This is a genomic window from Bacillus sp. Cr_A10, from assembly GCF_029222665.1.
Classification (GTDB): Bacteria; Bacillota; Bacilli; order Bacillales_A; family Planococcaceae; genus Psychrobacillus.
Genome location: NZ_JARHXR010000013.1, coordinates 274,089 through 280,666, shown reverse-complemented (window position 1 = coordinate 280,666; position 6,578 = coordinate 274,089). Strand labels below are relative to the sequence as shown.

Genomic DNA, 6,578 nt, shown 5'->3' with positions numbered 1-6,578 from the left:
GTCGTTATGGTTACCGTCGCATCGCGAAAGAACTGCAGAAATACGGTTTTACTCATGACCCGAAGACCATCAACCGCTTGATGAATGAAATTGGTTTAAAATGTGAGGTCCGTATGAAGAAGTATCGCTCTTATAAAGGAAACGTTGGGAAAATCGCTCCTAATGTACTACAACGTGATTTTAAGGCAGAGAAAATGAATCAAAAATGGGTAACAGACGTGACTGAATTCCATCTATTTGGAGAAAAACGTTATCTGTCACCTGTTCTTGATTTGTGTAATGGGGAAATTATCGCATATAAAGTCATGAATCGACCGGTCTACCAACTTGTAGGAGATATGTTAGAAGAAGCTGTTCAGCGCCTACAGCTAGGAGACGAAGTCATCCTTCATTCCGATCAAGGCTGGCATTATCAAATGAAAAAATATCAACAGACATTACAAGCACATCAAATTACACAGAGTATGTCTCGTAAAGGGAACTGTTTAGATAACGCAGTCATTGAAAATTTCTTTGGCCTATTAAAGTCTGAACTGCTTTATTTACAAGAGTTTGAGAGCATGGCGCATTTTGAAAAGGAATTAGAAGAATATATGGATTATTATAATCACAAGCGAATGAAGGCAAAATTAAAAGATCTGAGCCCGGTAGAATACCGAACACAGATCTTAGAAGCTGCCTAAATTATTTGTCTAACTTTATTGGGTCAGTTCAGATCTGAGGGTTTTTTGTTTTAAAACTCTGGATTCGCTCTTTTCATTACTTGATTATTTCATTGAAAATTAAACCATCATCGTCTAATTTAATAATTTTAAGGCGGTTTTCATTTTTAACAAAGGTGCTTTTGTATTCTTTATGGCCTTCGCTATTTTCAAAGAATATGATACGAGTTCCTTCGTTATCTGTTTCAACATTAGCTGTATACTTAGTTAAATCAATATGTTTAGCCAACATTACGAATTCTGGAAAACTTTTCAAATCACTTTGGGCCGTAGTGTCTTCAGTAGAATTAGTACTTTTCTCAGCGTTCTCTTCAATTGTTACATCTTCTTCTACGTCCACATTTTCAGTTTTGGCATTCGTATCTACCGTTTCTTCAGAACATCCTGCAAGTAGAGCTAATCCTAGAAAAGCTACTAATAATTTCTTCAAATCATAAACACTCCTTCGATAAATACTGCTTTCATAAAGAAAGCCCTAAAACATTATCCTAGAAGAGAGCGTGAATGAAGTCAAATATTTTCTAACGATGGCTCGGTGCTGACTTACGGAAAGCTTAAGAGAAATTTAAGGGAAGTAATTGTTTTCTTCCATAAAAAAGACACTTTCCAACTAAGTGCGTTTAGATTCCAACTAAATCGTTCATTATTCCAACTAAGCACTCTCAATTTCCAACTAAATCATTTAGGCAAAGCAAAAAGTGTTTAAATTAATCTTTTGGTATGGAAAAGCTTACCACTCGCCCTGTAGGAAGCGAACGGAAAGTCTCGGAAAACATGATTTATATGCTATTATTTAGTTATTTCGAATCGGAGGAGCAGTTTCTTCAGGAGTTAGCTCTCTTACTAATACAGGGACAGGATAGTCCACTCCTTCTCTGTTTTCAAGTTTCACTGCATAAAGTGATTGGAGCGCTTGATGGTCTTCTGGACGGAAGGTCATGGTACCTTTTGGTGATTCAAAGCTCATTCCTTCCATTGTCTCTATAAGTGTATCCGTATCGGTATTACCTTCTGTTTTCTTCACTGCTTCTACTATCGCTAATGCTGCACTCATTCCACCAGGTGTGAAAAGATCTGGAACCTCCCCATTAAATTTCTTTTTGTGTTCCTCTACAAGCCATGTGTTTACTTTGTTATCTGGTAACTCATGATAATAGACCGTAAAACCTTCCATTCCCACAAGAGGTTTCATTGTAGGTAAAGTGGCTATATCTGCAACACCAGTAGAGATTTTGATTCCTTTTTCTTGTACTTTCATATCCATGATTTGGTTCCATGGTGTATTAGAGCCTGCCCATATAACATATAAATAGTCAGGTTTTTGATCGATAATCTTTTGAATATTGGAAGTAAAATCTGTAGCAGCGGGATCCACATATTCTTCATGAATAATGTCACCACCTAGCTTGATAGCTGCTTCTTTAAATGCAGCAACACCATCTTGACCAAATGAGTAATCGGGAGCAAGGGTAGCAATTTTAACGCCTTTTTTAACAATAGCAGCTGCACCTGCGACCGCATCCTGAGATGAATTTCGAGCTGTGCGGAAAATATACTTATTGAACTCCGCGCCGGTAATACTATCTGCAGCGGCTGGCTCTACAACCATAATTTTTTCATATTCCTCTGCAAGAGGTAAAACTGCTAATGTGTCACCAGAGCTAGAAGACCCTACAAGAAAATCAACCTTATCTTCTTCTAATAGTTTGGTAGCTTTTTGTACTGCGACCTCTGCTTTCGTTTCTGTATCCTCTACAATAAATTCTATTTTACGACCTTCGACTTCCATCGTTCCATCTGTTGCATAGTCAAGACCAAGCTCAAAGCCTTGAACAGATTGTTTTCCATAGGATTCTAAACCACCAGTTAAAGATGCAAGTACACCAATTTTAATAGGTGCAGCATCATTTGCTTCAACCTCTACAGCATCGCCCTCATCGGAGCTACACCCAAAGATAAACAACAGAAGTGATAAAAATAGACCTAAGCAAACCGTTTTGTTTTTAAAAGTTTTCATTTTCTTCCTCCTTAGTCTCTTATTTTTATTAAAGTGGTCGCTGCCCATGTGTAACCTGTTCCAGCACTAACTGTGACAACAATGTTCCCTTTTTTAAGTTTTTGATCAGCTTCAGCAAAATCGAGTCCTACAAGTGGGTCAAGGGAAGACATATGACCATGATGGTCGAGATAAATGGCTTTGTCTTCAGAAAGCTCTAATCCGTTTAATATCTGATTAAACATCGACTTTTTTGTATGCAGTGGTAGGAGCATATCGATATCGTGCAATGTATATCCGCTTTTTTCTACTGATTCTTTTACTACCTTTACAAAATTACCTACAGATACAGGGTCAAGCCGTTCCTTCATATCCGCAGGATCTTTTACATCGATGAAATGGAGATTCTCTTCCACTGTTTCGTGTGAAGCGGGAAGAACAGATCCTCCAGCGGGGACACGTATATCGTCGTGGAAGGAACCATCTGTGTAAATGGATGACTCTAAAATTTCAAATTTACCATTATCTCTTGATAGAAGCGCTGCTGCACCCCCATCTGCAAAATTGAACATAAATCTTGATCTAGGATTTTGATAGTCGATAATTTGTGATTCTTTACAACCTCCAACAAGTAAGATATGGTTTATTGTCCTATCGGAAGTTAACATATCTTTTGCTACCTTAAGGGCGATAGGAAAACAAGAGCTGACATTCATTATTTCAAAAGCATAGGCATTTTTTGTGCCGAGCTCATATTGGATTTTTGGGGCGCTTGACCAAACTCCATAATCTTTAAACGGACTTCCAAAGTAAATGACAACGTCTATGTTTAGTGGATCAACCACCTCTAAAAGCGGCAACGCAGCGCTAATGGCCATATCAGAAGCATGCATTGATGAATCAGCAACATGTTTTTCGTAGAGACCGAATTTTTCTTTTATCACATTTTCTGGAATGCCTGTTTTTTCTTCTAGTAAACGAGCTGTTTCAACTTCGGGTGGAAAATAAGTGCTTGTTTTTACAATTTGTGTCATATCTTTGCTCCTTCCTTGGGCATCATCATTTTGGCCTCTCCTTTTAACACAATCGTGTTATCCTGTTTTCTACAAATCGTCTCTAGCCGAAGAATTCCACGATCCTGGTCAATCTCTAAAATTTCAGCACTAGCAGTAATGGTATCTCCTATGAAAACTGGCGCTAAAAATTTTAAGGATTGCTCTAAATAAACCGATCCCTTTCCAGGAAGCTCCATGCCAAGTAGCCTAGAGAGAAAAGAGGTAGTTAATAAACCATGTGCAATTCGCAATCCAAATCTTGTTTCGACAGCATATTCCTGATCTACATGAACAGGATTATAGTCACCACTTAAACCAGCGAACATGACAATATCAGTCTCGGTAACTGTTCTGCTAAAGGCTGCTGTCTGTCCAACAAAAAAGTTCATCATAAGATCATCACTTCTTCTACATAATATTTTTTGAGAGTTGCTTTATCGATTTTTCCCGTCGCATTTTTCGGTAAAGCGCTTACAATTCTAAAAAGACTCGGAACTTTATAACGTGCTAACTTTTTAGTGCAATACTCTTTCAACTTCTCGTCTGTAAAGTTTGTCTCTTTTTTAAGTACAATAAAGGCGATAGGCGTTTCACCCCATTTATCATGGGGAACTCCGATTACAGCTGCTTCATCAACATCTGCAATCTCGTAAATGACTTTTTCAACCTCAAGAGGATATATATTTTCACCTCCAGAAATAATCATTTCTTTTTTTCTGCCGGCAATGTAAACAAAGCCTTCCTCGTCTTGTCTTACAATATCGCCAGTTGCAAACCAACCTTCTTGAATCGCTTTAGTTGTTTCCTCGGGGAGGTTATAGTATTCCTTCATGACAGTCGGTCCCTTTACAAGTAATTCGCCATATTCTCCAGATGAAACTTCATTTGCTTCATCATCAACAACTCGTATCTCGGTAAACATAACGGGTTTTCCAATGGAGCCAACCTTACGGTGATAGTCTTCTTCCGATAGTAAAAATACAGTAGGGGAAGTCTCTGTCAATCCATAGCCTTGCCCAAAGCTAATCCCTTTTTGTAAGTACCAACGTATTAACTCTTCAGGGCATGGCGCGCCTCCGTTATAAAAGAATCGAACAGAGGTTACATTAGTCGTTTCGAAGCTTGGGCTTTTTCGTAAAGCATCATGAATAGTTGGAACTCCCATAACGATGGTAATTTCATGCTTCTCTATATATTCCAACGCTTGCTCAGGGTTAAATCGCTCTGGAACTACAACTGTACCGCCACATAACAGTACAGGTAATGTGAATAAACCGATTCCTCCAATATGGAAAAGCGGTAATAACGTAATAATTTTATCTTTAGAAGTAATATCAAGTCCTACAGTATTATTAATTGCATTCCAAAACATATTTTCTTGGGTTAAGACGGCTCCTTTTGGCCTTCCGGTTGTTCCAGATGTATAGAAAATAATGTATGGAGCTGCTGAGTCAATTTCGGTAGGTATTAGTGGTTCTGTTTTTGCGAGATTAATTGTTTCGAAAGTTAATAACTGAAACCGTGTTCGATTTAATAACTCTTTTCCTTTCGTATGGTTGTCGTTGTCAACAATGAGTGTTTGAAGTCCGCTGTCCTTTAGCTGATACTCTAACTCGTCGACAGTTAAGCGAATATTGAGTGGAACAGCCACAGCATTTAATTTTGCCAATGAAAATAAAACAATAATGAAATCAATACTATTCAGAGACAGAACGCCAACTCGATCTCCTTTTTTTATAGAATAAGTGGACTGTAATATTCCGGAAAATCGGTTGACTATTTTGCTCATTTCTAAATAAGTAAGTTTTCTCTGATCATCGATTAAAGCTAGTCTATTTGGTGTTATGATAGAACGCTGATCAATCCAATGTGATATACCCTTCAATCTGCATCACTCCTGCTTTTATTTTCGTAAACCTTGGAAAATAAGGGCTATAGCGTCTTCTAATAAATCCTCTGGTACATCTCGATCCTCCCAGTAAATCCATCTCATCCCTAAAAACTGGCTTATGCCCATTAAACAATAAGCAATTGTTTCCGTATCATACTTTTTTATTTTCTCTTTACCAATAGCTTCCTCTAGACCTTTAATGTATCCAGATGCTAGACGCTCGTAATACCAACGATAAAGCTCTTCGTCCACTAGTACAGTTTGCTGAACAATGCTATACAAATCCCGATGATTTTTTACCCAAGAAAAGAAAGTACGAAAGCCGATTCTTTGTGACTCTTCGAAACTATCTGCTGTCTTAATAGCGTTTCGAATTTCACTTCGAAACGTGTGGCTCATGTTACGCACAAGTTCTTCGAAAATGGACTGCTTCGAAGGGAAATAATTATAAAAAGTTCCCTGAGCTACATTTGCTTTTTGGGTAATATCAACGATCGAAGCATTAAAATAACCTTTTTCACCAAAAACTTCTTCTGCAATATTAAGTAAGTGCTGACGTGTTTTTTCTCCTTTCTTTGTAAGTGGTAGGGAATTAGAAGACAAATTTATTATTTCTGACATATGAATCACCTCTCAGTTTTTATAATATGTAAAATATTCAGAAATTACAATAGACTTTTAAAAATTATTACAAAAATATTTAGCGAAGAGAAAAAAGATGGTGCAGAAGTGGGCGGTGGCGAATTATAGATAAACTAATTTGAAAGAAGAATGTACATTTTCTAGAAACGGATGAATATACTGATTTGAGAGGCTGGGCTCAAAACTATAAATTGTAACTCAACTTGCAGTAATACTAGCTTTCGGAGTTTTTTGAAAAAATATTTCAATATTTTTGTTGTTTTATAGTACAA

At 37.4% G+C, this 6,578-nt stretch carries 7 protein-coding genes; 1 reads left to right on the top strand and 6 read right to left on the bottom strand.

Features of this window, described 5'->3' with window-relative positions; translation table 11 throughout:
• On the top strand, window positions 1-683 hold a 683-nt coding region (locus tag P2Q73_RS15475; protein ID WP_275788885.1), incomplete at its 5' end, for an IS3 family transposase.
• A 76-nt stretch (window positions 684-759) separates the two neighbouring features.
• Here the strand turns inward: P2Q73_RS15475 and P2Q73_RS15470 are convergent.
• The 6 genes from P2Q73_RS15470 to P2Q73_RS15445 all read right to left on the bottom strand — a co-directional run bounded on the left by P2Q73_RS15470 (window position 760) and on the right by P2Q73_RS15445 (window position 6,285).
• The gene (locus P2Q73_RS15470) at window positions 760-1,152 is read right to left on the bottom strand and encodes a putative periplasmic lipoprotein (RefSeq protein WP_056828809.1); all 393 of its coding nucleotides are present in this window, start codon (window positions 1,150-1,152) and stop codon (window positions 760-762) included.
• 363 nt (window positions 1,153-1,515) lie between these two features.
• Window positions 1,516-2,739 (bottom strand): substrate-binding domain-containing protein, encoded by a 1,224-nt coding sequence (locus P2Q73_RS15465; protein WP_056828808.1) that lies wholly within the window; start codon window positions 2,737-2,739, stop codon window positions 1,516-1,518.
• Window positions 2,740-2,750: 11 nt separating this feature from the next.
• Entirely contained in the window at window positions 2,751-3,752 is a 1,002-nt protein-coding gene (locus P2Q73_RS15460; protein ID WP_275788879.1) for a 3-oxoacyl-ACP synthase, read from the bottom strand.
• Entirely contained in the window at window positions 3,749-4,165 is a 417-nt protein-coding gene (locus P2Q73_RS15455) for a MaoC family dehydratase (protein WP_053590896.1), read from the bottom strand. Before P2Q73_RS15455 ends, P2Q73_RS15460 begins: the two co-directional genes overlap by 4 nt.
• Complete coding sequence (menE, locus tag P2Q73_RS15450; RefSeq protein ID WP_275788877.1) at window positions 4,162-5,658, bottom strand: o-succinylbenzoate--CoA ligase; 1,497 nt, start codon at window positions 5,656-5,658, stop codon at window positions 4,162-4,164. The genes P2Q73_RS15455 and menE overlap by 4 nt, the downstream gene beginning before the upstream one ends.
• An 18-nt stretch (window positions 5,659-5,676) precedes the next feature.
• Window positions 5,677-6,285, bottom strand: a complete 609-nt coding sequence (locus P2Q73_RS15445) for a TetR/AcrR family transcriptional regulator (RefSeq protein WP_275788874.1) — start codon at window positions 6,283-6,285, stop codon at window positions 5,677-5,679.
• Window positions 6,286-6,578 lie beyond the last annotated feature (293 nt).